General features: G+C 60.4%; 23 protein-coding genes and 1 pseudogene. 7 read left to right on the plus strand and 17 right to left on the minus strand.

Annotation, left to right across the window (positions count from 1 at the left end):
* Positions 1-356 precede the first annotated feature (356 nt).
* Positions 357-1829 (plus strand): caspase family protein, encoded by a 1473-nt coding sequence (locus ONB52_09970; GenBank protein ID MDZ7416462.1) that lies wholly within the window; start codon positions 357-359, stop codon positions 1827-1829.
* Between the two features lie 137 nt (positions 1830-1966).
* Here the strand turns inward: ONB52_09970 and ONB52_09975 are convergent, their stop codons facing one another.
* The 7 genes from ONB52_09975 to ONB52_10005 form a co-directional block, all read right to left on the minus strand.
* The gene (locus ONB52_09975; protein MDZ7416463.1) at positions 1967-2176 is read right to left on the minus strand and encodes a CcmD family protein; all 210 of its coding nucleotides are present in this window, start codon (positions 2174-2176) and stop codon (positions 1967-1969) included.
* Positions 2177-2251: 75 nt separating this feature from the next.
* A complete protein-coding gene (gene ccsA / locus ONB52_09980) occupies positions 2252-2959 on the minus strand; it encodes a cytochrome c biogenesis protein CcsA (protein MDZ7416464.1) in 708 nt (235 codons plus the stop codon).
* Between the two features lie 53 nt (positions 2960-3012).
* Complete coding sequence (locus tag ONB52_09985; protein ID MDZ7416465.1) at positions 3013-3690, minus strand: heme exporter protein CcmB; 678 nt, start codon at positions 3688-3690, stop codon at positions 3013-3015.
* The gene (gene ccmA, locus ONB52_09990; GenBank protein ID MDZ7416466.1) at positions 3687-4430 is read right to left on the minus strand and encodes a heme ABC exporter ATP-binding protein CcmA; all 744 of its coding nucleotides are present in this window, start codon (positions 4428-4430) and stop codon (positions 3687-3689) included. Before ccmA ends, ONB52_09985 begins: the two co-directional genes overlap by 4 nt.
* A complete protein-coding gene (locus ONB52_09995) occupies positions 4427-4831 on the minus strand; it encodes a zinc ribbon domain-containing protein (GenBank protein ID MDZ7416467.1) in 405 nt (134 codons plus the stop codon). Before ONB52_09995 ends, ccmA begins: the two co-directional genes overlap by 4 nt.
* A gap of 16 nt (positions 4832-4847) precedes the next feature.
* Complete coding sequence (locus tag ONB52_10000; protein MDZ7416468.1) at positions 4848-5420, minus strand: cytochrome c-type biogenesis protein CcmH; 573 nt, start codon at positions 5418-5420, stop codon at positions 4848-4850.
* A 117-nt stretch (positions 5421-5537) separates the two neighbouring features.
* On the minus strand, positions 5538-6017 hold the full coding sequence (locus tag ONB52_10005) for an EVE domain-containing protein (protein MDZ7416469.1): 480 nt from the start codon (positions 6015-6017) through the stop codon (positions 5538-5540).
* Between the two features lie 196 nt (positions 6018-6213).
* On the opposite strand from ONB52_10005, the gene ONB52_10010 reads away from it, so the two are divergent.
* Entirely contained in the window at positions 6214-7284 is a 1071-nt protein-coding gene (locus tag ONB52_10010; protein MDZ7416470.1) for a hypothetical protein, read from the plus strand.
* Positions 7285-7307: 23 nt separating this feature from the next.
* On the opposite strand, the gene pyrF is transcribed toward ONB52_10010, so the two are convergent.
* The 5 genes and pseudogenes from pyrF to ONB52_10035 form a co-directional block, all read right to left on the minus strand.
* Positions 7308-8159, minus strand: a complete 852-nt coding sequence (pyrF, locus tag ONB52_10015; GenBank protein ID MDZ7416471.1) for an orotidine-5'-phosphate decarboxylase — start codon at positions 8157-8159, stop codon at positions 7308-7310.
* Positions 8160-8417: 258 nt separating this feature from the next.
* Entirely contained in the window at positions 8418-8798 is a 381-nt protein-coding gene (locus ONB52_10020) for a carboxymuconolactone decarboxylase family protein (GenBank protein ID MDZ7416472.1), read from the minus strand.
* 1700 nt (positions 8799-10498) lie between these two features.
* Entirely contained in the window at positions 10499-11197 is a 699-nt protein-coding gene (locus tag ONB52_10025) for an IS3 family transposase (protein ID MDZ7416473.1), read from the minus strand.
* Positions 11182-11385: pseudogene (locus ONB52_10030) on the minus strand (IS3 family transposase). Before ONB52_10030 ends, ONB52_10025 begins: the two are co-directional and overlap by 16 nt.
* A complete protein-coding gene (locus ONB52_10035) occupies positions 11385-11696 on the minus strand; it encodes a transposase (protein ID MDZ7416474.1) in 312 nt (103 codons plus the stop codon). Before ONB52_10035 ends, ONB52_10030 begins: the two are co-directional and overlap by 1 nt.
* 56 nt (positions 11697-11752) lie before the next feature.
* Here ONB52_10035 and ONB52_10040 point away from each other — a divergent pair, with 56 nt between their 5' ends.
* Both ONB52_10040 and ONB52_10045 read left to right on the plus strand, forming a co-directional pair.
* Complete coding sequence (locus ONB52_10040; protein MDZ7416475.1) at positions 11753-12235, plus strand: hypothetical protein; 483 nt, start codon at positions 11753-11755, stop codon at positions 12233-12235.
* A complete protein-coding gene (locus ONB52_10045; GenBank protein ID MDZ7416476.1) occupies positions 12217-12495 on the plus strand; it encodes a hypothetical protein in 279 nt (92 codons plus the stop codon). Before ONB52_10040 ends, ONB52_10045 begins: the two co-directional genes overlap by 19 nt.
* A gap of 246 nt (positions 12496-12741) precedes the next feature.
* Here the strand turns inward: ONB52_10045 and ONB52_10050 are convergent, their stop codons facing one another.
* Together ONB52_10050 and ONB52_10055 are read right to left on the minus strand one after the other, a co-directional pair.
* Positions 12742-13662: a hypothetical protein gene (locus tag ONB52_10050; protein MDZ7416477.1), complete on the minus strand. Its 921-nt coding sequence runs from the start codon at positions 13660-13662 to the stop codon at positions 12742-12744.
* Positions 13659-14966, minus strand: a complete 1308-nt coding sequence (locus tag ONB52_10055) for an NAD(P)-binding domain-containing protein (protein MDZ7416478.1) — start codon at positions 14964-14966, stop codon at positions 13659-13661. Before ONB52_10055 ends, ONB52_10050 begins: the two co-directional genes overlap by 4 nt.
* A 344-nt stretch (positions 14967-15310) precedes the next feature.
* On the opposite strand from ONB52_10055, the gene ONB52_10060 reads away from it, so the two are divergent.
* From ONB52_10060 to ONB52_10070, 3 genes are all read left to right on the plus strand, one after another.
* The gene (locus tag ONB52_10060; protein ID MDZ7416479.1) at positions 15311-16927 is read left to right on the plus strand and encodes a hypothetical protein; all 1617 of its coding nucleotides are present in this window, start codon (positions 15311-15313) and stop codon (positions 16925-16927) included.
* On the plus strand, positions 16915-18858 hold the full coding sequence (locus tag ONB52_10065; protein MDZ7416480.1) for a hypothetical protein: 1944 nt from the start codon (positions 16915-16917) through the stop codon (positions 18856-18858). The genes ONB52_10060 and ONB52_10065 overlap by 13 nt, the downstream gene beginning before the upstream one ends.
* A 132-nt stretch (positions 18859-18990) precedes the next feature.
* Positions 18991-20586, plus strand: coding sequence for a hypothetical protein (locus ONB52_10070; GenBank protein MDZ7416481.1), 1596 nt, complete (start codon positions 18991-18993; stop codon positions 20584-20586).
* A gap of 275 nt (positions 20587-20861) precedes the next feature.
* On the opposite strand, the gene ONB52_10075 is transcribed toward ONB52_10070, so the two are convergent.
* From ONB52_10075 to ONB52_10085, 3 genes are all read right to left on the minus strand, one after another.
* Entirely contained in the window at positions 20862-21683 is an 822-nt protein-coding gene (locus ONB52_10075) for an ATP-binding cassette domain-containing protein (GenBank protein ID MDZ7416482.1), read from the minus strand.
* Positions 21684-22619: 936 nt separating this feature from the next.
* On the minus strand, positions 22620-23585 hold the full coding sequence (locus ONB52_10080; GenBank protein ID MDZ7416483.1) for a GNAT family N-acetyltransferase: 966 nt from the start codon (positions 23583-23585) through the stop codon (positions 22620-22622).
* 119 nt (positions 23586-23704) lie between these two features.
* Positions 23705-24067, minus strand: a complete 363-nt coding sequence (locus ONB52_10085; protein MDZ7416484.1) for an STAS domain-containing protein — start codon at positions 24065-24067, stop codon at positions 23705-23707.
* Positions 24068-24088: the final 21 nt, after the last annotated feature.

Genomic DNA, 24088 nt, shown 5'->3' on the forward strand with positions numbered 1-24088 from the left:
GGAGGAAGCGCCCCCGGCCTGTCAACATGCCGGAATCCCTCCCCCGGGCGCGGCCGGTCTGCGATTGGGCGACCAGGTCAACGCCGGGGAAGAGGTGTGCAGCAGCAGCGCATGGAATATGCCTTGTCATGCCGCTGAAAACGCGGCAACATCCGAGTTCCGTAAAATAAAGTTCGTAATCCCCCGGTACCGTGTGGAGCAGCGCAGGCATCCCTGCCTGCAGACAAGATTCTGTGCTGCGAGCCCACACGCAACCGAGGCATTGCCAAAGTTCTGTCGCGCAGCCTGGTCGTCTGCAGGATGATCGACCGGCTTCGCGCCTCCTCGCATGACCGCCATCCACTGCCAGGGTCTCTATGGACAAGCCACCTCAGTTTTCCGCCGGCTCTGGTGAGAGATACGCCGTGCTCATCGGCATCAACCATTATCGTGACCCGGGAATTCCGCCGTTGCAGTTTGCCCGCAACGATGCCACTGCTCTGCGCGATCTGCTGATTGATCCGCGCTGGGGTCTGTTCCGGAAGGAAAATGTGCATCTGCTGGTTGATGAGCAGGCCACGGCCGGGGACATTCGCTCGCAGTTGGTTTACTGGCTGGGTGCCAATGTCAGCGAGAATGACGACGTCTGGCTCTTCTTTGCCGGACGCGGCGCCACGCTCGCCACGCAGCCCGTTCAGCACGCCCTGCTCGGCCACGATACCCTGTTGAGCGATTTGGAAGGCTCGGTGATCCCGCTGGACAGGCTGGCGGACTGGCTGCAGCTCGTGACCGCGGCGCGCATCATCATCGTGCTTGACTGCGGCTTCAATGTTGATGGTGACGGCCGCGCGCTCGCCACCAGTGGCGTGCCGGTGTCGTATGACGATTCTTTTCTCGCCGCGCTCTCCCAGGGCCGGCAGCGCTACGTGCTTGCCGCCGCCATGCCGCATCAAACCTGCCTGGAAGACCCGGAACTGCAGCACGGCTTGCTGTCCTACATCCTGCTGCGGCAACTGCAGAGTGACGCCAGCGGCGAAATTGCCGGCCGTTTGAGCTGGGAGGCGCTTTATCAATTTCTGGCGGTGGCGGTGCCGCGCTGTGCCGAGCAGTTGGGGGCGGTGCAGAATCCCATCCGGTTGGGCAGCCGGGAAAATTTCCCGCTGTTGGCAGGCCAGCCCCCGCAGATGCACACCGTGCCGGTGGTGCAGGAGGGCGAGGGGGCGGAATACGTGCGCGCTCTGCTGCTGCAAGCCCAGGAGGCGGCGCGCCTGGATCAGCTCGAGAAAGCGCAGGAGTTGTTCGGCGAGATTTTGCGAGTGGAGCCGGGCAATCGCCGCGCGCAGCGTGGTCTGCAAATTGTGCAGGCGGAAAGCGCGCGCCATCAGCGCGAACAGAGACTCAAGGAGCTGTTCGTACAGGCACGGCGCCACCTCGATGAGAAAAACTATGCCGCTGCATTGCAGGCCTACCAGGCCATCCAGCAGCTCGACCCCACCAGCAAATCCGCGGCCCTGGGCGTGGAATCCTGCCAGGCGCTGATGCGGCGCGAGCGACCGGGCAGTCTCCCGGTTGAAGAAGCGGCACCCGTGGAAGCGGTGGTGCGCCACCGCCATCTGAAGCCCTATGATCGCTACATTTGGCCCTACATCGGCTGGTGGAGCCTGCTGGTGTGCTGCTGGAAAATCTTCAGCGATTTTGTGGATCCCAACACGCCCTCCTCTTTTCTGCAGGCCGCCCTGCAATGGGCCTTTCTCGGCGCGATCATCGGCCTGCTGCACGCCAGTCTCAACTACGGCGTGATCAAGCTGGTGCGGCTGTTGCGCCGCCGCCGTCTGCTGAACAAGGCCTGACTGCAAATGCAAAGGCGAAAGCCGCGCGCTTTCGCCTTGCTGCCCATCTGGTACAGGAATTTCTTCCCATATTGCCGCCCCGCCGCTCATGCCGCTAGGCTTCCCACCGGTTTGCGGCATTCCCCCGGCGCTGTTCTTCATTTTTCCTCGTGCATTTGCCGCAGCGTGGCAATTTCCTGCTCCAACCGTTTCTGTCGCCGGCTGATGGAAAAGAGATAACCCAAAATCAACAGCCACACCACGACAAAGCCGGCGAACAGAAAGTTGAGATTTCTGGCCGGATTGGATGCCGGCGTTTGCAGCAGCAGGGTGGTTGCCCCCCACACAATTGTCATGGCGAATGTCATATGGTTGCATCCCTTGCGTTGAATTAAACCTGTCAGCACAAGCGCTGCTCCGCGATGGCAGGCAGCCTGCCGCCTTCAGGAAGCGGCGAAAGCTTTTTCTTGTTTGATCTCTTTGACCAGGAGCTGGGTGCGCTCCAGGCGCAGGCGCTGCAGCAGCAGAAAAACGAACAGGCAGGTGAACACCACGATACTGAAGAGAAAGGTGTAGCGCATGTCCGGCTCCAGCCCGGAATTGGAGCCGCCGAAAATGACCGGCTGCGGGTGCAGGGTGCGCCACAGCCGGTTGGCGAGATAGACGATGGGGACATCCACGAAGCCGACGATGGCGAACACGGCGGCGAAGCGGGCGCCACGCTGCTCCTCGCCGGTGTAGACGCGCAGCATCATGTAGCCGACGTAGATGAACCACAGGATCAACGTCGTGGTCAGGCGCGGGTCCCATGACCACCAGGTGTTCCACACCGGCCGGGCCCAGATCGGGCCGGTGGTCAGCACGATGGTGGTGAACAGCACGCCGATTTCCGCGGCGCAAAACGCCACGCGATCATGCCAGGAGCGATGCTTCCACAAATAGAGCACGCTGCAGACAAAAGTCACCGGGAAGGCCACCGCGAGCGCGACAATCGCCGCGGGCGCGTGAAAATAAAAGATGCGCTGCACGATCCCCATGCTGGCCTCCGTGGAAACAAAGATGAAGATGTTGTAGAGGTTCACCAGCATGAGCACGGCCGTGATCAGGCCGAAGAGGTTGCTCCACCGTTGCAGTTTTTCCACAGCAGGCATGAGAATTCACCTCTTGCAAACAAAGATCCAGACTGGCGCCGCCGCCGGCGCGCCTATTCTTCCAGCACGTATTCGAAAGTTACAAAGCAGACGATGAGAAACACCGCATCGAAGGCGATCAGAATCTTCAGCCAGTCGGCCAGCTCCGCCCAGGTGCGGCCGGTGAGCGCACCGGCCGTGGCCTGCACCGCAGCCAGGATGACCGGCACCTGGATGGGGAACAGCAGAATCGGCAGCATGATCTCGCGGGTGCGGGTGTTGACCGACATCGCGCTGAAGAGCGTGCCCACCGCGGCAAAACCGATGGTGCCGAGCAGGAACACCACCACGGTTTTGTCCAGCCCGACGGTGAGATCGACGTTGAAAAAAATCCCGAACAACACGAAGGTTGGAATTTCGATCAGGAAAATGAAGATGACGTTGCCGATGGCCTTGGCCAGAAACAGCAGGCCGCGGTCGAGCGGGGCGATCAGCAGGCCGTGCAGCGAGCCGCGCTCCACTTCGTGAACCATCGAGCGGTGCAGGCCGAGCACGCTTGCGAAGGTGAAGGCCACCCACAGCAGGCCGGGGCCGGCCTCGCGGGTGGCGGTGCTGCCGGTTTCAAAGGTGAAGCTGAAGATCACCACCACAATGAGCGCGAACATCAGCATCGAGGAGAGCAGTTCTTTGGTGCGGAACTCCGAGAGCAGATCCTTCCACACCACCGCCCAGAGCTTGGCCAGCGCGTTCATTGCTCTCCTTTTGCCACCAGATCGAAATAGAGCTTTTGAAAAGCCTGCGGCTCCACTCCGGCGGTGGCGCCCTCCCACACCAGGCGGCCGCGCAGAAAGATCACGGCACGGTCAGCCATTGCCAGACCCTGCTGCAGGTCGTGCGTCACCAGCAGAATGGTGCGGCGCGCGCTGCGCAGTTTTTGCAGCCACTGTGTCAGCATGCCGGCGGCATGTTGATCGAGGCCGGTGTAGGGTTCGTCGAGAAACAGGATGCCGGGGTCGTGCACCATGGCGCGGGCAATGGCAAGGCGCTGCTGCATGCCGCGCGAGAAGGCGCGGACGCGGTCGTGTGCGCGCTTGTCCAGTCCCACCTCGGCGAGCACGGCCCGGACGCGGTCGTGGCGTGCCGGCACATCATAGAGGCGGGCGAAGAACTGCAGATTTTCCGCGGCAGTGAGATCGTCGTAGAGAAACGTCTGGTGGCCGATGACACCGAGTTGCCGGCGGGCGGAAAGCGGCCGGTCGCGCAGCGGCTGGCCGTGAATGAAGATCTCGCCGCTCGTCGGGCGGGTGATCTCAGCGAGAATGCGCAACAAAGTGCTCTTGCCGGCGCCGTTGGGCCCGAAGATGCTCACACACTCGCCGGCAGCCACTTGCAAAGAGATGCCGCGCAGCGCATGAAAGGAGCCGTAGCTTTTGGTCAGGTTGGTAATTGCGAGAGCGGGCGGCGGCGCCGAGCCGGAAACACTCAGGCTCATGCCAGACTCGCTCCGCAGGCGCTGCAAAACTTGTCTGCTGCCTGCGCCGGCTCACCGCATTGGGAACAGAAGCGGGTGGCGGACGCACTGCCGGCAGGCTTGCTGCGGCGGCCGCCCCTGCCGGCGGCCGGCAGCAGCGTGTCCAGTTGCTTCATGATGTTGATGGCTTCATTCCTGTACTGCTCGCGCAGCAGGGCATGATCTTCCGCCGACAGCTTGCCCATGCGAAAGTCAAAATCGATGTCGCGGATGGCCGCGTAGATTTCCTCCTTGCGCGCCTGCAAATCTTCCGCCTGATGATTGACGCCGAAGCTGAGTTGCCGCGGGGATTTTTGCAGCAGTGGATAGCCGATGAACAGTGCGGTTGCCACAATCAACAGGATGCCGACAACTTCAACCATGAAAGCTCCGTCGTGATTAATTTTGAAACTGGCGAAATTCCTGCTCGAAGCGGTCGCCATATTCATCGTTGCTGCCGGCTGCCGGGCTGCCGGCTGCCGGCGTCGTCGCCGCGGAACCGCGCTGCCAGCGCGACACCATCCGGAAGATCAACGCCACGCCGCCGAGCAGCGCGAGGAACGGCAGTACCCACACCGCCAGGTTGAAACCCTGCTTGGTGGGCGCGGACAGGATGCGCTCGCCGTATTGCTCCACCATGGCCTGCAACACCTGCTCGCGCGTCTTGCCGGCGGATACCAGTGCAATGACGCGCTCGCTCAGCTCGCGGGATTCGCTGCAGATCATGCCGCCCAGACAGCCTTGCACCGTCATGCCGCAACCGCAAAAGCACGCGATCTCATTGCGCAGAGCGTTCAAGTAGGCCGGTGGAATGCCGGCCGCGGTGCTGTCCGGCCGGCCAAACGCCAAAGAGCCGGCGACCAGCCAGAAACCGAAAATCTCAATCCAAAAACGAATGCGCATTGCCTTCTCGCTGAAGGTCGGGGTGATGATGAAAAATGCCAAATCCTGATCGGTTCGCCGATGAGGCAAGCATCCCGCTGCCGGGCTTTGCAGCCGGCCACGTCGCAAAAGCAAAGCCGGCTCCCAAAGTGGCAGCCGGGCGGTGTTGTGTGCATCGGCCACTAACTCTAACCAAGAAATCGAAGACTAGCAAGTGAAATTTTCCGGGGACAGGCCGCCCAGCCGCAGCACGATTTTCCACTCCGCCGCTTTGACGCTTTGCACCGACAACCGGCTTTTGCGCACCAGCTCCATCTCCTGCAGACCCGGAGTGCGCTTGATTTGCTCGAGTGACACCGGCGTCTTGAAATCCGCGCACCAGCGCAAATCCACCATCACCCACACCGGGTGTTCCGGCGTGCTTTTGGGGTCAAAGTAGGGGCTGGTGCGATCCCAGGCAAAATGGTCCGGATAAGCCTCCCGCACCACCGTCACAATGCCGGTAATGATCTGGGGCTTCACGGCGCTGTGATAGAACAAAACAAGGTCGCCCTTTTTCATCGCGCGCAGATGGTTGCGCGCCTGATAATTGCGCACGCCCTCCCAGCAGGTGGTTCGGCGCGGGGCGGATTTCAAATCATCCCAGGAGAAGGTCTCCGGTTCGGTCTTGACCAGCCAATAGGGCATGGGAAACTCCCGCGTTGCTTTGCTAAAAACCGGCAGGCGCACAGGACCGCCGCACCGACGGAAGATCAACTTGACATTTCTGAGTCGATATCATACATTGCGCCGCTTTTGAGCTGTTGAAAGCCCCCCCTTTTCAACAACCTCGAGAAGCTCCCATTTCCTCTGTGAACGTTGAACCGTGATTCGGAGAGCTGCAATGCCTTCTCAGCCGAAGGAAGTGACCCTCGTCCTGACTCCGCAGGCACGCTATGATGTGATCGATGTCGCGAAGAGAATCCTTGCCGAATTTGGCGACCTTCTTTCCCAGTATCGCAAGACGCTGTACTGCTCCCATCATACCACCGCCGGCTTTTTCGAGCAAAGCTTCAGCGCCCGCCTCCAGCACAGCCGGGAACACGTCGATCCCTTCATGCGGGCGTTTCAAAAGCTGTTCCCGCCCAATGCCGACTACCATCACGACCAGTTGCAGTTGCGTGCCGAGCTGAGCGAGGAGCAACGGCAATGCGAGCCCAGGAACGGGGATTCCCATCTCGCCTACATCGGCTCCGGCCTGAAGAACTGTGTCACCTATGTCAACCGGCCGGGCCAGCCGGTATATTTCATCGATCTCGACGGCATTCATGACAACATCGCCCGCACACGGCAGACACGCGCGCTGGCCTACAACGACGAGCAGGTCGTGCGGCGCGAAAGCTTTGCGGTCCCCGTTTCCAAACACCCGATCGATTCCATCAACCTCAAGGACAGCCGCCTGGGTCTGATCGACCAGCTCAACTCCTGGGTGGAGGACCATGACATCCAGAAGGGCCGCATCGACATCGCGCTGGGCAGCAGCGAGCGCAACGCCGGCCTGACCGTGAACGAGTATGAAACCCTGCTCATGCGCCACGATCTCGCCGAGGTGCTGCGCGATCCGCTCAAGTTCATGGCGCGCCAGGGCAAGCACATGCTGCTCGATCCCAGGGCCATTCCCTGCAAAACCATCAACTACGCCAAATACGACTTTGTGCACCTCTTTAACGAGCTGATGGATGCCTTCCGCGTCAGCGAGTCGGTGGTCGAACGCATTCTGTCGGCCTTCATTCGCGTGCCGGCAGAACGTTTTCTGCGCATGAAACGCAGCATCAGTTTGCTGGTTTCCGACAGTGAGCAACCCGGCCGCGGCCGCGTGGTGCAGGGCACCTACCAAAGCCCGATCCTGGTGCAATGGCGCGAGGCCGTCAGGCAGGTGCGTCATCTCCAGGTGACACTCATCCGCTTCGAATAAGCAATCCCACCGGCCGGCGGCGCTTAGGTTTTGGCCTTCAGGCAGGCGCGCATCTGGTTGCGCAGCGCCTCGGCCTGACGCGCCGCGGCCTCGGCAAAATTGCTGCTGCCATCCGCATAGATGATCGCGCGGCTGGCGTTGATCACCGCCAAATTGCCGGCCGCCGTCGCCCCCACCCGCACCGCAGACTCCAAATCGCCGCCTTGCGCGCCCACACCCGGAATCAGCAGGGGCAGGTGCGGACACTTCTCCCGAATCTTTTGCAACTCGGCGGGATGCGTGGCCCCCACCACCAACCCGGCGTTGTCATGCGTGTTCCAGCGCGCCACTTGTTCGGCAACATGCAAATACAGCGGCGTGGCGGTGCCGCCCCCGGGCGGTGCGGGATATTGTTGAATCCCGCCACTGCCGGGATTGGAGGTGCGGCAGAGAAAGAAGGCACCCCGGGCGGGATTTTCCAAAAAAGGCCGGGCGGCGTCGGCGCCGAGATAGGGGTTGACGGTGACGGCATCGAAGGGCAATTCCTCAAAGAGGGCACGGGCATACAGGCGCGCGCTGTTGGCGATGTCGCCGCGTTTGGCATCGGCGATGCGGAGGGTTGTCGCCGGCAGCGCGGCCGCCACTTCCGCGAGCGCGGCCCACCCGAGCGTGCCGAGCGCCTCGAAGAAGGCAAAATTAATCTTGAATGCCGCAGCAAAGGGGGTGGTGGCCGCGATGATCTCCCGGCAGAAACGCACCAGACCCTGCACCGTGCGCGGCAAGCCGGCCGGCAGTTTTTCGATTTCCGGATCGAGGCCGACGCACAGCAGGCTCTGGCGGCTGGTTAAAACTTCGCCGAAGCGCGCCGTGAAACTCTTCTCTTCCTGGCGGGACATGCGGCAATGGTAGAAGAAAAGCGCGAAAGAAGCAAGGCGAAAGTCCGGGAGAGGCGCCGCGATTGTGGGCAGGGGAGTGTGATCGCGCTGTCACGCATGGACGCCCGTAGTCTGCAACGGTTCGTAGTCCCCGCCCCTGGTGGGCGGCTGATGAACCTCATGGCTTCGCGGCTACAACAGTGTTCCACGAGGACGATGACCCTGTAAGGCATCGATTTGGTTTTAAAGAAACTGCCGGAGGGCACCGCGCCCGGCTCTTCAAGGCAGAGACGGCGGGGAGCTGACGTCGTCAGCATCGAGATCGCCGTTCTCCTCCTTCTCCCACAGCCGCTGCACCAGGTCGAAATCGAAATTGGCGATGTCAGTGCGGTCGACGATGGCCGCGGCATTGATGGCCACCGCGATGCTGATCGCTTCGCCGACCTCCTCGCGGGTGGCGCCGTAGCGCACGGCCTTGGTGACGTGGCCCTTGAAACAGCCGTGGCAGCCGGCCGCCAGCGAAACTGCCAGCGCAATCAGTTCTTTGGTCTTGTTGTCGATCACGCTGCGTTCGGCATGATAGAGTTCGTCGTAGAATTCAAGGTACTTCTTTTTGAAGCGGTCGGGAATCATTTCATAGGACTTCATGCGTTTGGACATGGCAACTCCTTGAAGGGTCGAATCCGGGAGCATGGCAGAAGCCGGCAAAGCGGCGTTTTTTTGTGATAAGAATGAAGAATCGGCCAAACGTTGCAGGCAGAAAAAAATTGCCTCTCCCATTTTTCATCCCACGGACATCCGGTGCGGCACCTGTTGCGATGCCGGCCGGCTGATGGCGCCGGCATCGCCGGTTCTGTGAATAAAACAAAGCTGGCCTGACAAAGCGGAACTTCATCAGGCCAGCAGGCGCGTGACATTGTGTGTTCCGTTTTTCGCGGTGGCAACATATCGAATTTTCGGCTGCGGTGCAAGCCCGGGAATGGGCATGATTGCCACGCAGAACGCCCGGGCGGCGGCTTGAAAACCCAACCCGGGCAATCCGAAATCAAAAAACAAAAGCACACACACCCGGACGTAAAGCCGCCGAGATAACGCCGCCGTTTATGGCGCGCGCCGACCGGATCAAAATGGCTCTTCAGCGAGCACGGCGCATCGGGCGCGACATGCAGCATTCAGAAAATTCAAAATCTCAGTTGCGAATGAAGCCATTGCCTGCATCATGGCGCGCGGACAACCGCGGAAAACAATTTTGTCGAACGCGAGCTGTGTGAAACAGCGTCTGTCCGAAAACGGACCAATCCGGCCGGAGCGAGGTTCCCGAAGCGCCAGGTGTTGTGAGAACCAGGGGCTCTCTTGCCCACCCAGCCGCTGCAGGAAAATTTTCTGAAAGGCCCGCCGTTTCGCGCACACGCGAATTAATCATCGCCGCAGAATCAGTTTTGGCCGCCAGGGAGCCGGAGCTGCGAAGTTCTGATGTCGGCGGTGCTGACGCGTGGAATGTGTAGCCCATCGATGTCATGTCGAACCTCAAGGCGGGTCTGAATATGTTGGCCCGTGATTCACATGTGAAGTTTGTCAACTGCGCTTTGCGCTGAATCGCTCATCCTCCTCCTGGTTGCGCGCAATCCCGACGGGGCTTTCTGAAACCAGTCGTCAGTTTCGGCAAGACTGTGCCCAGACCGCCCGGGTAACCGTGGCGTTCTGCCAGGCAAAAAAATCCTTGACTGTGCTGAACTGGGATTTTATTATAACGTCGCAATTTGATGGGGATGCATGCTTGATCAGCGTAAATTGCACTTGAGGGGTGAGTAACGTCGTGTGCAGAGCCTGGACTGTGGGGGCTCGCCTTCTTTGGGCTCGGTTCTGCATCTTTCATTCTCACCTGATTTTTTCTCCCAAGCCTCCACAAAAAGTGTTATTCTGAACAACTTGTTCTGTGCACGAGATCATGTCTCTATGATCTGAATGCTTTTTGACCGTTCCACAGTGCATGGAAGTCGCGGGTGAGCGGCCGGGCAGCACAGTGAATTCGCTGTATCTTCAAAAGGGGGGTGTTATGAAACAGATTGGCTTGCTTTTGCTCGTTGTGGTCGCGCTCTTTGCGTGCAGTGACAAGCCCACGCAAGCGTCCATTGAAGTGGCTGTCAATGCACCGGAGCAAACGGCTGGCGATGATATTGGACCGCTGGGCAAAGACCGGACTTGGGATGTCAGCAAGTATTTCACTGAAGGTGACCAGGGTGAAGTCTATTGGTATGACCAGGGTCGCTCTGGGTCGGTTTACGTGAGCCGGGACTTGACCAATAATAGCGTTTGGCTCAGAGTCTATCCGAAAACCAGAAAGTTCGTAATATCAACAACTAAAAGTGTTGTAGTGCACCCCATTTTTTGGATACAAAAACGGCCTTTGTTAAGGAACTTTGACTGCGGTTTTGTTTGTTCCACTGGTTTTCGAATTCGATCGGAGTCAAATAGCCTAAAGCCGAGTGAATTCGTTTTTTGTTGCAAACCTCTTCGAGGAATTTTTTGATTTGTTGGCGTGCCTGGTGGTAGTCTTGATAGTCAGACAAATCAACCTCTTCCTCCTTGATGGTTCGGATCACGCGCTCGGCGTAACCGTTCTGTGTCGGCTGGCCAACTTCCGCCATGCTGATGTCGGCGCCGGCGGCGCGCAGAACATCGATGTATGCCGGGGCGCTATACTGAATGCCCAGATCGGAGTGATGAATCTCCGGCGTGCCCTTTGACAAGGCCTGGCGCAGCGCAGAAAGCGTCAGACTCAGATCAAGGCTGCGTCCCACATGCCAGCCGCGGATCGCGCGCGTGTAGACGTCGAGAATCACCGCGAGATAAACAAACCCATGACGCAACCGAATGTAGGTGATGTCCGCCACCCAAACCTGATCGGGACGAGCCACAGTGAGTTCTGCGACCAGGTTTGAATAGCGGGGGTGAGAGAATGCACGCTGTTTGTTGTTCGCTTCTTCTTGGGCTTTTTGGCGCGTAATAAGCCCATTTCTTCCCGCATGAGGCGAAGCACACGCTTGCGGTTGACGCACCAGTTCTGTCGCTGGAGCATGGCGGTGAGGCGACGATAGCCATAGGTTGGCCACGTCGTTGCCAACTCCAAGATCGCCTTTTTGAGGCGGCTTTCATCTGGCTCTTTGCTCCGGTAATAAACACTGCTCCGGGGAAAATCTAGCGCCCGGCAAACCGTCTCCACGGGATGGTCTGCAATCAACTTCATCACGACCTCCCGCTTCTGGTGAGATGTGTTTGCAAAATGTTCGAGGCTTTTTTTAAAATCTCAGCTTCCAGAGTTTTTTGCCCCAGCACTCTTTCCAGCTCTTCGATCCGGGCTTGTTCCGCACTGCGACGGGTGGCGCCATCAAAAAGGCTGGCGGCATTGTTCAGCAAATGACTTTTCCACTGACTGAAAAGCTGAGGGTTGATCTGGTACTCCCGGCAAACCTCGGCAGCGGACCTGACACCGCTAAGGACTTCCAGCACAACCTGGGCCTTGAAAGAAGGGGTAAAGTTTCTGCGATTCTTTGACATGATCGTGCTCCCTTGGGTTGGACCAATATAGCCTATTCAGGTATTCTTTAGCAAGAGTGTCCAACTTTATGGGTGCGCTTCAAGACACGCTGGCTCATACGCCGGAGCTGGTCGAGTGGGCCGCCAAACACATCGACATCGTGCAGGTGATGGTGTTCATTCTGTTTCGCGCCGCGGTGCCCGAGCTTCCATTCGAGTGGTATGCGGGCGGACGAAGAATCGATTTGGGCGTGCTGGCCTACTCGGAGACGAAGGCGCGCAAGGTTGATTTGAAATCAACGGAGGTCGTTGCCGAGATCCGGAAGCGCTTTCCTGAGTTTACGCCTTGCGCCTATTTGAATGGAACAGAAAAGCCAGATTCCTTCAAATGGCTGCTCAGCGGGCGCCAGGGTTCGCCGGGAAAAATCTACGGCTACGTCGGCTCCAGATTCATGGAAACGATTCAGACGATGCATCACCTGAGCCGGAGCCGCTATTTCACCTGCACCACAAACCGGGGCACACCAACCTGGGCCGGGCGATGCTGCTGCTCGCGCTGATCGACCACGGCGTGCGCAGTGCGGCCGGCCATTATCTCGGCGCGGTGCTCAGCAATCCGCTGCGGCTGTTCAAGGGCTTGCACTATCAATCCATCATGATCATCCAGCCGGTGGATTTTGTGCCCACTGGTTTGCAGAACATGTGCGATGGCTGCCCGGACATGACTTTGTGGAACGGCGAGTTGGTCTGGTCCTGCCGCATGGAAGAGTTGAAACACTTCGGCTGCTGGGTGCGCTCTGTGCCGTGCGCCAGTGCATGAGCGGCAACCCACCTGTTGCTTCAGGTGGCATATCTCCGCCCGGCACTGTCATCCTGCAGGGATGCGGTGAAGAACTGGGCACGGTTCCAAGTTGCTCACAAGCTCCCGCGGGATGACAAGGATGAGAGCATGCCTTTGGAGGCAACAGCGTACCTCCCACGGCAGCGATAGATACACACCGACTCTGAAGCAATATTGTCCGTGCCGCAGAATTCGATTCAAAGTTGCAGTCCTGGAAGGCCGTCATCAAAAGATCCAAGTGTAGCCCAGCAACAGCGCCAGACTCACGTGAATGATGAGGGTGAGGAACATCAAATAGGTGAAGGGCAGGTGGAAGGCATGCCAGAGAGAGAAGGCACGGGCGGTCAAATCCAGGGTGAGGCGGCTGCTTTCAAGAAAAAATTTGCGGGAGAGCAAAGCCAGCAGGCTGCGGCGGCGTGCGGCGGCAAGATTCGAGACCGTCAAACGCCGGTGCCAGTGACGCAATTCCTGCCGGCGCCGGCGCCACAGTTGCAGCACTTGCAGCCAGCCGAGGCGAACCGGGCGGCCGGGTTGCCGAAAGGCATGCACGCGAAAATGTTCGGCGTTCAAGCCGGCAGCGGCCAGCGCACGCTGCAGCGAGAGAATTTCCGCATCGATTTCCTGCAACGAGAGCAGGACGCCGCGTTGATTGCGCGGCAGCAGGGCAAAGAGAAAACGCCCCACGAAGCCGCTGGCCATCACGATCATCATCGCATAGTAGCAAATCGAAGCCAGCCCGCCGAACTTGAAGGCAGTGTGCAGCGTGGCGAACAGCGGCCCGGCGATGCCGCAATAGACGTGAAAGTGAAACCAGCGGCGCGGCGTGCCCCAATTGGCCAGCCGGCGCCAGCGTTTGCGCAAGGGATAGAGCAGCGTCAAAAAACACAGGATGCCGCCGGCCACGCCTAAGCCCTGGCCGATCACGCCACTGGGCTTGAGCAGGGCATGCAGGGGGTGCAGCGGCCGTTGTATCATGGCGGTGAGATAATAGCCGCCGCCATAGCGCAAAACGGCGAAGAAGACGAAGGCGGTCAGAAAGATCAGCACAAAAAGGCCATGGGCCTGCAGCTCGCGGCGCGGCTTTTTCCGCCCCGGCTGGTGCGCCCAGGCAGAGGGAGGAGAAACTTGCAACTCCTGTGCGTTCACGCGGCCCTCCGGCTGGGAACAGGTTCGCCATGGAGCGTGCGCATTTCAATGCCGATCGTTTTCAGAAATTCAAACGGCAGGACACCGCCGGCCATGATGAAGACGGCATCATTGGGAATGACTTTGTCGGCGCCCTCGAGATCGAGCACCACCGCGGCGGTGGTAATCTCCTTCACCACGCTGGGCAGGAAAGCCCGGATCTCTCCGCGGCGCACCGCTGCGGTGACCGCCTCACGGTTGCGCGCCTTGGCGCGCGAGATGTTGCGCTGGCGATAGGACCAGGAGACACGTGCGCCGGCTTCGACCAGCATCAGGACGCATTCCAGTGCGCTGTCGCCGCCGCCCACCACCAGACAGTCGCGATGGGCGAACGCGCGCGGGTCATCGAGTTCATAGCGCACTTTGGGCAAATGCTCACCGGGAACCTCGAGGCGGCGGGCAATGCCGCGCCGGCCCAGCGCCAAAACCAGGTGAGGGGCGGTGTAATGTTCTCCGCCGGCAAAAACCTCCAGCAGTTCGTCGTGCCGCACCACCTGTTCGACCCGCTTTCTCACCTGGATCGAGATGCCGGTCTTGGCGATGATTTTTTCCCACTCTGCCAGCAGCTCCTCCTTGCGCACGTCATGGAAATGAATCTTGCCGTAGCCGGGCAAAGCGAGCGGCGCAGTCATGACGATTTTGTTGCGCGGATACTTCAGAATGGTTCCGCCGATGTCGTTTTGTTCGAGGGTCAAGTAACGCAGCCCCTTCGCTGCGGCCTGCAGTGTGGCGGCCAGGCCGGCCGGGCCGGCACCCACGATGATCACATCATAGTGGGCGCCGGGGCGGCGTGGCCGGGCCGCGATGGCCTCCACGCATTGCAGGCCCTGCAGCATGGCATTGCGAATCAAGCCAATACCGCCCAACTCTCCCACCACATAAACGCCGGGTACGCGCGTCTGAAAATTCTCATCCGTCACCGGCACCTCCACGCCGTTGTCTTCGGCGCCGAGCACCAGCGTGATGGCCCCGACCGGACAGGCGGCTTCGCAGCGGCCGTGGCCGACGCAATGATCAGGTTGCAGGAGCGCGGCTTTCATAAGCACCAGGCCCAACACTTCCCCCTCCGGGCAGGCAGTCACACAACTGCCGCAGCCGATACAGCGCTCCGGATCGATAAAAGGATGCAGCGAGGGCGGCACTTTGATGTCCTCGCGCCGGTTTTGTTCGAGACGGGCTTGATTGCGCCGGTCGCGCTGCCAGCGCCGGTGTAGCTGCCATGCCACGACAAAGACGGTCCACGCGAAGATGAAGAGAAGCTCCATATTGCTCACCGTGATGTAATCGAAATTACAAAAATGGGGTTGCTTGGCCTTGTGTGCGCCCAAGATGCGGGAGGATCCCACATGATGGCGCTCAGTTCTGCAAAATCAAAACCACTCGAGCTGGCATTATCTTTGACTACGTTCAGGGCCTCGCTGGAGATTTTTCACAGAGGGAGTTGAATTGTGAATTAATAAGAGGAGATGACAGCCTGCCCGGTCTTTTTGTCAAAGTCCACCACTGGCTGGTTTGGGCTCTGTGCGCATTTTTTGCGCTCGCGGCGAGTGCAACATTTGCTCAGATTTCACCGGGACCGCTCGCGCGGCCACATAAGCAACTCGAAGGCATGACCAAGTGTCTGTCCTGTCACGAGATCGGCGAGCGCATGAGCAATGCCAAATGCCTGACATGCCATGTGGCGATCGCGCGACGGTTGCAGGCCAAACGCGGTTATCATCCCACGGTCACCGCCGCGCAGTTGTCCGGCCCGGCCTCTGCCGAACAGTCCTGTGGACATTGCCACAGCGAGCACAATGGCGTGGATTTCGAGTTGATCGTGTGGCCACAGGGTGAAGCGAATTTCGATCATCGCCAGGCTGGTTATGTTTTGCAGGGACGGCACGCCAAAGTCGCCTGCCGCGATTGTCATCGGCCGGAAAACATTCAGGAAAAATTTGCCGATGATCCCAATGTGCAGTTGCGCAAGACCTTCCTGGGCTTGACCCCGGCCTGCCTGCCCTGCCATGGCGATGAACATCGCGGCCAGCTTGCTTCGCAGTGCGAGCAGTGTCATGATTTCAACGGTTGGAAGCCGGCGCCCCATTTCTCGCATGATCGGGCGAAATTCCAACTCACCGGTGCACACCGCCAGGTGGCGTGCGGCAAATGTCATGTGGAGAAAGCGGCGGCCACCCGGGTGGGACGGGAGACCACGGCTGCCTTCGTGCAATATACCGGTCTGACCTTCGCGAATTGCACGCCCTGCCATCAGGATCCCCATCGCGGCGAATTCGGCAATGATTGCAGCCGGTGTCACAACACCGCCAACTGGAAGAAAATTGCCGCAGGCGCCTTTAATCATGATCTGACCGATTTTCCCCTGCGCGGGCGTCATCAGAGCGTGGCATGCGAACGCTGCCATACCGGCGGCAATTTCAAGAAAAAAATCGCCCACGCCTTCTGTCGTGATTGCCATCAGGATGCGCATGCCGGCCAGTTTGCACGGCGGCCGGATCGCGGCGGGTGCGAGAGTTGCCACACGGTGGCGGGCTTCACGCCCTCGCAATTCACGCTGGCGCGGCATCAGCAAACGGCTTTTCCATTGGCCGGCGCGCATCTCGCGACGCCCTGCGGTCTGTGTCACGTCCGCCAAACTGCCGGCGCGCTGGCCGGGAAATTGCTTTTTGTGTTTCCCGAGCAACGCTGCCCGGCCTGCCATGAAGACGTGCATGGCGGCCAGTTCGCGCCGCGTGTCGCCAGCGGCGGCTGCGAGAGCTGCCATCGCAACGAGAGCTGGCGGCAGACCACGTTCGATCATGCCAGTGCACGTTTTGCCCTGACCGGCGCGCATCAGCGGGTGGCGTGCAACGACTGCCATCCGCGGGAAAAAATCGTGACGGAAATGAAGGCGGATGCCACGCCCGTTCGGCTGGTTCGCGCCGGGCCGGCGGTCACTGAACGCGTGCGCTATCGGCCGCGGCCGCTGCGCTGTCAGGGTTGTCATGACGATGTTCATCACGGCCAGTTCGGCAAGGCGGAGGAAGTGCGCTGCGAGAAATGCCACAAAACTTCACAATGGCAGGATCTGGCCTTCGTTCACAATCGCGACAGCTCGTTCAAACTCGAGGGCGCGCACGCGCGGGTGGCATGTGAACGATGCCATCTTCCCGTCAGGCTGGCGGATCGCACCAGTGTCATCAAATACAAACCAATCAAGCAGGAGTGCGCTGCATGTCATCGTTGAGCTGGAGGCTTGCCCCCCGCTGGCTGGTGATCGCGGGCTTGGGGCTTGGCCTGGAGGCCGGAGCGCAGGTTGCCACGGTGAATCAACCGCACGGCAAAATCAATCTCCCCTGCAGTGATTGCCACACGGCCAGGGCCTGGTCGCCGTTGCGTCTCGATCTCAAGTTCAAACATGAGACCACCGGCTTTGCGCTGGCGGGGCAGCATGCCACGGTGGATTGCAAACGCTGCCACAGTTCGCTGAAATTCACTGGTGCGTCACGCGAATGCACCGCCTGCCACGAGGATGTGCACGACGGCACGCTCGGCAGGGATTGCACCCGCTGCCACACCTTTCAAGGCTGGCGGGAATTCTCCAGGATGAATGCGGTGCATCAAGCCTCGCGCTTTCCGCTGCTCGGCCTGCACCAGCGCGTCGCCTGCGAGAATTGCCACACCCGCCAGGGCACCAGCCAGTTCATCAATCTCCCGCTGCAGTGCGGCGTGTGCCATCGCCAGGATTACGAGGCGACCACCAATCCCAACCACCGGGAAGCGGGTTTCTCCATGCGCTGTGAGCTGTGTCACAGCAGCATGATCATTGGCTGGGCCTCCGCCGGCTTGGGTCATCTCAGTGGTTTCGATCACAACCGCACGCGCTTTCCGCTGCAGGGCGCGCATAGTGCGGTGGATTGCGGCAGGTGTCACGGCAGCGGCCGTTTTGCCGGCACCCCCACGGATTGTTTCGCCTGCCATCAGGACGACTATCAACGCGCCACCAATCCCAATCACGTCGCGGAGAATTTTTCGCAAAATTGTTCTGTCTGCCATTCCAACGTGGGCTGGCAGCCGGCGAATTTCGATCACAACCGCACGCGCTTTCCGCTGCAGGGCGCGCACAGTGCGGTGGATTGCGGCAGGTGCCACGGCAACGGCCGTTTTGCCGGCACACCGACGGCGTGTTTTTCCTGCCATCAGGCGGATTATCAGCGCGCCACCAATCCCAATCACGTGGCGGGAAATTTCTCGCAGGAGTGCAGCTCGTGCCATTCCAACGTGGCCTGGAAGCCGGCCAATTTCGATCACAACCGCACGCGCTTTCCGCTGCAGGGCGCGCACAGTGCGGTGGATTGCGGCAGTTGCCACGGCAACGGCCGTTTTGCCGGCACACCGACGGCGTGTTTTTCCTGCCATCAGGACGATTATCAGCGCGCCACCAATCCCAATCACGTGGCGGGAAATTTTTCGCAGGAGTGCAGCTCGTGCCATTCCAACGTGGCCTGGAAGCCGGCCAACTTCGATCACAACCGCACGCGCTTTCCGCTCACCGGTGCGCATTTGGCGGTCGCGTGTGCCCAGTGCCACGTCAACGGGCAGTACACCGGCACACCGACAGCGTGTTTTTCCTGCCATCAGGCGGATTATCAGCGCGCCACCAATCCCAATCACGTGGCGGGCAATTTTTCGCAGGAATGCAGCTCGTGTCACACGACTTCGGCGTGGCAGCCCTCCACCTTCGATCACAACCGCACACGCTTTCCGCTGCAGGGGGCGCACCTGACGACTGCCTGCGCGCAATGCCACGTCAACAACCGTTATGCCGGCACGCCCACGGATTGTTACTCCTGCCACCAGGCGGATTTCCAGCGGCCGACCAATCCCAATCATGTGACGCTGAATTTTTCACATGATTGCACCGTGTGCCACACGATGAACGCCTGGCTGCCGGCGACGTTCGACCATGACAGCCAGTATTTCCGCATCTATTCCGGCAAGCATCGCGGCAAATGGCAAAGCTGTGCCACCTGTCATGTCAATGCCGCCAATTACAAGATTTTCGAGTGCATTTTCTGCCATGAACACAACCAGACCAAGATGGATGAAGAGCATCGCAACCGGTCGGGTTATCAATACAACAGTCAGGCATGCTACCGTTGTCATCCCCGGGTGTGAGGCAGACAGCGGGAATCTCAACACGGAAGAGAAAGGGCAGTGATGAGCACAAGCGGCAGGTGTTGGCGTTGCGGGGTGGTGCTGTTGTGGTTGTGTTGCGGCGTCCCGGCGCAGGCGCAAAGCAAGCCCCCCGTGGCGGTGAATCAGAAGGAGGCACGCCGGGAGTTTCGCGTGCGGCACGTCACGCTGGATGCGGTTTATTTCAACGGCGGCAGCGTGCTCGGCGTGCGCGCCGGCGACAAGGTCTGGGTGATGCGCAACGGCGAGCGCCTCCTGCCGCTGGAGGTGAAATATGTTTCCGAGCACAGCGCCAGTTGTCTGTTGGAGACTGGGGCGGCGGGCAGCCTGCCGCAGGTGAAAATTGATGACCCGATTCTGTGGGTCATCCCGCTCGACGAATATTTGAAGCGCGTGCCTCCGGCCACTGAGCCGAAGAGCAAACCGGCAGCCGCGGCCCCCGCCCGCCGGCCGGTGGTCTCCCCACCGAAAAGATATGCGGGCGGGCGGCGGCCCTCCAACAACGAGGTCACCGGCCACTTCAGTCTGCAATCTTACGGGCAGCGTGATCAAGGCCCGCAGTCCTTCGACTTTCAGGAATCCTCCGCTTATCTGCGCCTGCAAGTCGAGCGCCTGGGCGGACTGCCGGTGCGCCTGCTGGCGCGCACGCGCTCGGTGCGCCGTTCGCAGCAGCCCGGAACCGGCGTCTGGCAAACCCAGCCGGTGGCGCATCGCGTCTATGAGGTGGCCCTGGAATGGGAAGCCGCAACCTCACCGGTTGAATTCGCCGTGGGCCGCATGCTGCGGCATGATCTGCGCGGCGTGGGTTACCTCGACGGCATGGCGCTCAGTTATCGCCTCGGCCCGCGCTGGAAAGCCGGTTTGTTTGGCGGCTTCGATCCGGACCTTTCCGGCTCCGGCATGCGTGCCGCCGGGAGGAAAATCGGCGGCGCGCTGCAAATGAAAACACCGGTGCGGCAGGCAGGGGAACTCACGCTGGCAGTCACGGGCGTCGGGCAGTATCGCGGCGGTGAGATCAGCCGGGAGTTTCTTGCGGCGCAGACCGAGTTGAACTGGCCGGGCCGGTTTTATCTCATGCAGTATGCCGAGCTCGATCTCAACCGCGCCTGGCGCACCGCCAGTGGTGGCGCACTCGCGCTCAGCAATGCCTATTTCAATCTCACCTGTTATCCGCAGGAGAAAATTTCCCTGGGCCTGTCCTATGATGCCCGGCGCCTGATCCGCACCTGGGAGACGCGCACACTCGCGGACAGCTTGTTCGATGCGAGCCTGCGCCAGGGCTGGCGCGGCCAGGTGAGCTATCAACCCACGGCGCTTTATCGCATTGCAATCGATGGCGGCTGGCAGGGCCAGGGCAATGCACCGGCTGTTTATTCCGCCGGTATCATGGCGAGCGCCGCGGAATTGTGGCGCAGCGGCTTCAGTGTGAACGCCCGCTTTTCTTATTTTGGGAATGCGCTGGCGCGCGGCTATTATCCCGGTCTCGAGATTTCGCGCCGCCTGCTGGCAATCCTGTCCGTGAGTTTGGGCGGGGGCGTCTATGCTTATCGCATGACCAATCCTGCGGCCACACAAAACAATCCCTGGGAACGTTTGCGGCTGGATGCGCATCTCAACCGTGCCTTTTTCCTGAGTGCGACGGTTGAGCGCTTTCACGGCGACACGATGCGGTTCGTGCGGGGATTCGGCGAGCTGGGTTGGAGGTTTTGATCTGCCGGCAGTCGCACCGCAGGCTTGCAGCCCACTGTCATCCCCTCCCGCGAAAAAAAACTTGCCACCCCGGGCGGGGCCCGGTGAGCGATTGCATGACACGAATCTGGCGAAAGCCGTGTCCAGCCCAGCCGTGCAGGGGGCCTCACCGCAAAGTTGGTGACACTGGGCTTGCCGTCTGCACCCGCAGGCAGGCGCGAGCCGGGCACGACAACAGCAGGATGCCGCCCCTCGCGCCGCAAGCGGGCATCTGCTGCCCGCCGCCTTCCGCCGGATCACAGAATCGGGGAAAGCCTCACTTCCGCGAGCGGCAGGGAGGCATGGCCGTGCCGGCGCAGATGATCGAACGCACGAAATTCCACCGGCGCCTGCAAACCCACCGCCGCCAACTCCCCGACGCGTTGCAGCAGATCGACCGGCGGGCCCGCCAGCACGATTTCCCCGCGATGCAGGATGAGCAGACGATCAGCAAACAGGGCTTCTTCGGCGAATTGGGTGATATGCAGGATCGTCAAGGGCGTGCCGCCGTCCGGCGGCAGGCGCAGCCGGGCGAGCATGTCGAAAAAGGCCCGGCGCGCGGGATAGTCCAGCAGGGAGGTCGGCTCGTCGCAGATTAAATGGCGCGGTTGCATCACCATGATGCTGGCCAGCGCCACCCGCTGTTTTTCCCCACCGGAGAGTTGATGCGGGGCGCGCTCCCGGCAGTGGCTCAAGTGGAACAGCTCCAGCATGGCCGCGATGCGGCGCTGCATCTCCGGTCGCGGCAGTCCCAAATTCTCCAGCCCGAAAGCCAGCTCGCGCTCCACGGTTGGCGCGACCATTTGATTGTCGGGATGCTGAAACACCAGCCCGACGCGGCGGCGAATCTCGCGCAGCGCATGCGGGTCGCGTGTGTTCAAACCATCCACCCAAACCTCACCGGCGCTAGGCGTCACGATGCCGTTCAGGCAACGCGCCAGCGTCGTCTTGCCCGAGCCATTGGCGCCCATCAGCGCCACGAACTCACCCTCGGCCAGCGTCAGCGAGACCTGCGACAGCACGCGCCGCACCCCACCCGCCACGGGATATTCCACTGTAAGATCGTTGACGATGATCATGTGAAGCCTGTTTGCAAAAAGTCGATCTTTGCCCGCCGCGGTTGCACGGAAAACCCGTGCCGGTGTTCTGCAGGCATTTCATTCCCGCGGGATTCGGCCCGGGCGAAATCATCATGGCGGTCTTTTCTGTCCCCCTTTTCCGCCGGATGCCGGCCGCCGCAAGGTCATTCATGCAGCGGTGGGAAAGCATCCCCACTCCGGACCGTCCACACCCTCCAATAGGCCCCGCCCTTGAAGGGTCTACCACCTGAATTTTGCACTCCAATTGATCCCCACCGCGAGAAACGCTGATTGGATCGCGACGCCCAACCACCCTGGGGGTGGTGCATAAGAAATTTTCGGGCAAACGTGCGGTCAACCCCGGTAAGAGTGAACTGTTTTAGGGAAACGGCATATCGCATTTCCCCAAACTCCTTCAGGAGTGACCTGCTTGGCCCCGCTCAAAAAAAACCGCGCCAGATCATGAGAAATTCCACAGGCCACTCCTGAGGAAGTTTAAATACACGCAAGCTTCGAATGTCTGACGGAGTTTTGTGAACAAGTCATTTCTTCCGGGCAACAGCAAACCCGCATGCAAAATTCAGGCAGCACGACAATGATTCAACCTTCAGTGTCAGGATCAAACACAAACAATCCGCCCACGAAAGCAGAAATCCCACGAAACAAGCCATCTCGTGGGAGGCCATTTTCGTGGGGGGGAGAAGCCATGACGCCTTCGGCAAACGGGCGAATTTCGCGATCAGAGCCTCGCCACATTCGAAAAAAGTCCTGCTTGACTTCGAACGGAACAACAGACGGAGCTTTGTGAACACTTCATTTATTCCAGAGAACAGCGAACCAGCATGCAAAATTCAGGAAGTTATCGCGAGAGGCCCTCTGTGTGAGCGTAATCCCGCCGGGACATGGCAGAGGGGGCGGTGCGCGCCGGCAAGCCGGCTATTCCCATTTCATTAGATTGCAATGATCGGGGTCAGCCTGCTCATGATAGCCGCTGAGAGTCATGCGCAATTCGGCGTGTGAGACGCGAAAGCCGGCCTCCAGCAGCATGCGATAGGCGCCGGCGTAGCGTGTGGGCGTGCGCACAGTGATGCAGGTATTGTGCTGCTGTTCCGCCCATGCCAGCAGGAGGGCCGGCAGTTCCGCCAGCAGCGCCGTGTACTGCGGATGCACGAGCAGCATGACGATGCGCAAATGGCGGGCGGTTTCTTCCGGTGAGTAAGTTTCGGTGTGGGCCAGCACGCAGGCCACCAGCATGTCGCCGGCGCGCAGGTAGAGTGTGTCGCCGTAGCGAAATTGCTGAATCAGCCCGATTTCATGCCGGATGCGCAGACAGGGATCGAGCGCCTGCGCCAATGCCTCCGCTTCCTCCAGGGTGCGCGCCGCCTCCGCGGCGCTCAGTTCGCTGTGAAAAAAAAACTGCCGCTGCGGCATGCGCGTCTCGCGGCGCACCGGCGGCACCTGGCGCACCAGATCGAGCGAGAGCTGGGCGGGTAGAAACCCAAGATGGGAGTAAAAGCCGATATTGCGGCTGCTGCGCGGCTCGGTCTCCAGCCCGATCACCTGCGCCCCCGCCTGCTGCAGCGCCTGGATCACCGCCTGCATGAGTTCGCGGCCAAGATGCCTGCCCTGATAGGCGGGCAGCAGACTCACCGGCCCGATCCAGCCCACGCCACCCCAGAGATGGGCAAAGGCATAGCCGATCACGTTGTGTTTGTGCTCCATCACCAGGCAGGCCGCCGGCAGGGAAGAGCGGTACATCTCCAGAAAGGAGAGATGCACCTGCGGCACATAAGGCCGGCGATGCCCCTCCTCCAGTCGCGCGGCGGTGAATGCCTCCGAAAGGATGTGATTCACCGCCGGCAGGTCGGTGCTTTGCATTTGACGCAGTTGATAAGCGCTCATCGTGATTTTCGCGGCGGTGGCGTTTGCTGACGGACAGGGAGATGGCAGCGGCGCCGCGGTCAGCCGGCGGCACGGCCATGATGAAAATTCCTGTGCGGGCGCGGGACACGCCGGCAGGCTCAGCGGCTGCCGGCGGTCTCCGTGCAGCTTGCCCGCGCCTCCGCCTCGCTGGCGAAGTGCGGAATATATTTCAGCAGCCCGACCATCGCAAAAATTTTTTGAAAATGCGGCGACAGGCCGAACGCCTTGAGCGTGAGATTCTGCTGTTGGGCGCGGCCCAGCAGGGTGATGATGATCGACATGCCCGCGGAATTGATGTAGCCGACCCCGCTGAAATTCAACAACAGGCAGCGCAGTTTCTGCGTGTTGGCGCGCTCGTAGGCCGCCACGATTTTGCGCTCGGCCAGGCTGGTGACATCCCCGGTAAAGTCGAGGATCGCGAGTTTGTCCTCCAGCCGGAGGTTGACTTGAATGTCAGACATGAGTCCCTCACGCTTGCGTGG

It is taken from the genome of candidate division KSB1 bacterium (assembly GCA_034506255.1).
Taxonomy (GTDB): Bacteria; Zhuqueibacterota; Zhuqueibacteria; order Zhuqueibacterales; family Zhuqueibacteraceae; genus Coneutiohabitans; species Coneutiohabitans thermophilus.

Excerpts from the sequence above, each read along its gene's own strand:
- ONB52_09970 (MDZ7416462.1), top strand. The coding sequence starts at position 357 with ATGGACAAGCCACCTCAGTTTTCCGCCGGCTCTGGTGAGAGATACGCC.
- ONB52_09975 (MDZ7416463.1), bottom strand. The coding sequence starts at position 2,176 with ATGACATTCGCCATGACAATTGTGTGGGGGGCAACCACCCTGCTGCTG.
- ccsA (MDZ7416464.1), bottom strand. The coding sequence starts at position 2,959 with ATGCCTGCTGTGGAAAAACTGCAACGGTGGAGCAACCTCTTCGGCCTG.
- ONB52_09985 (MDZ7416465.1), bottom strand. The coding sequence starts at position 3,690 with ATGAACGCGCTGGCCAAGCTCTGGGCGGTGGTGTGGAAGGATCTGCTC.
- ccmA (MDZ7416466.1), bottom strand. The coding sequence starts at position 4,430 with ATGAGCCTGAGTGTTTCCGGCTCGGCGCCGCCGCCCGCTCTCGCAATT.
- ONB52_09995 (MDZ7416467.1), bottom strand. The coding sequence starts at position 4,831 with ATGGTTGAAGTTGTCGGCATCCTGTTGATTGTGGCAACCGCACTGTTC.
- ONB52_10005 (MDZ7416469.1), bottom strand. The coding sequence starts at position 6,017 with ATGCCCTATTGGCTGGTCAAGACCGAACCGGAGACCTTCTCCTGGGAT.
- ONB52_10010 (MDZ7416470.1), top strand. The coding sequence starts at position 6,214 with ATGCCTTCTCAGCCGAAGGAAGTGACCCTCGTCCTGACTCCGCAGGCA.
- pyrF (MDZ7416471.1), bottom strand. The coding sequence starts at position 8,159 with ATGTCCCGCCAGGAAGAGAAGAGTTTCACGGCGCGCTTCGGCGAAGTT.
- ONB52_10020 (MDZ7416472.1), bottom strand. The coding sequence starts at position 8,798 with ATGTCCAAACGCATGAAGTCCTATGAAATGATTCCCGACCGCTTCAAA.
- ONB52_10035 (MDZ7416474.1), bottom strand. The coding sequence starts at position 11,696 with ATGTCAAAGAATCGCAGAAACTTTACCCCTTCTTTCAAGGCCCAGGTT.
- ONB52_10045 (MDZ7416476.1), top strand. The coding sequence starts at position 12,217 with ATGCTGCTGCTCGCGCTGATCGACCACGGCGTGCGCAGTGCGGCCGGC.
- ONB52_10055 (MDZ7416478.1), bottom strand. The coding sequence starts at position 14,966 with ATGGAGCTTCTCTTCATCTTCGCGTGGACCGTCTTTGTCGTGGCATGG.
- ONB52_10060 (MDZ7416479.1), top strand. The coding sequence starts at position 15,311 with ATGACCAAGTGTCTGTCCTGTCACGAGATCGGCGAGCGCATGAGCAAT.
- ONB52_10065 (MDZ7416480.1), top strand. The coding sequence starts at position 16,915 with ATGTCATCGTTGAGCTGGAGGCTTGCCCCCCGCTGGCTGGTGATCGCG.
- ONB52_10075 (MDZ7416482.1), bottom strand. The coding sequence starts at position 21,683 with ATGATCATCGTCAACGATCTTACAGTGGAATATCCCGTGGCGGGTGGG.
- ONB52_10080 (MDZ7416483.1), bottom strand. The coding sequence starts at position 23,585 with ATGAGCGCTTATCAACTGCGTCAAATGCAAAGCACCGACCTGCCGGCG.
- ONB52_10085 (MDZ7416484.1), bottom strand. The coding sequence starts at position 24,067 with ATGTCTGACATTCAAGTCAACCTCCGGCTGGAGGACAAACTCGCGATC.